The organism is Mesorhizobium sp. CNPSo 4684, from assembly GCF_057784315.1.
The window spans coordinates 1-848 of the sequence record NZ_JBWLUX010000097.1; the positions used below are offsets into that span (position 1 = coordinate 1).

The following is an 848-nucleotide window of genomic DNA, read 5'->3' on the forward strand; positions in this document are numbered from 1 at the left end:
GGGTCGTAGCCCCAGTTCAAGTGACGAATGGACTCTCGGGGATCCGATGACTGGTCATGGCGCGCGGCTGGCTGAGATGACGACGGGCCGGGTTTGTCCATCATCTCCCAAAGCAAATCCTGGTCGTAGCTTTCCACAGGAGGCAGCTCATCTGGCCATCTGCTCGCGCCCTGCGACGCGCTGTGCTGCGCAGCGGCGCCGCCGACGGGCATCGGCTCCATCCGGATCGCGTTTTCGGGATCAGGAACGGGGAGAATATGGCGCTCGAGCCCCATCGCTTCAGCGCCTGCCTGCGATTTTCGAAGATCAGCCAGTGCGGCACCGATATGCTCATCACCGCCGCCCTTCCTATAGCTCTTCACATCGCTGTCCAACGACGTGCCGGAAAGCCGACCAGCAATGCCCGGCTTGTTGTTTTTACGCAGGTAGTCACTGAAACCGCGAAGAACAGTTGCATACACCCTGCCGGTCGATGTCCCTGCTTCCTTTTTGTACTCTTTGATGAGAGCCCCGTCCTGGGGGTGAGGATTAAGCTCAGGGCGACCTGTGATCGGCACGACTCCGCCCGTCGACTGGAAGGTCCGGAGATGGTCCATTGTCGGACGGAGTCTCCCATTATGACCCGTTTCGATGGCCTCGCGCACATCATCGGTCAGCGACTGGTCGTTGAGCCGAGCAGCAATCGGGTCTTTGTTATTTGCAAAGAGCCAGCGCCCGAAACTGCGAAGAGAATGTACATAGGCCTTGGCGGTGTTGGCGGCATTGCTGTCGCGGAGGGCCTTCTCAAGTCCCGAAATAAGGCGAGCATCCTCGGAATAAAGAGGCTCCTTGCTCCGCCCTATCAAAAC

1 pseudogene is annotated in these 848 nt (G+C 59.1%); it reads right to left on the minus strand.

The features are described from left to right. Positions 1-848, minus strand: a pseudogene (locus AC04SG_RS32840) (Ulp1 family isopeptidase); the annotation flags it as partial.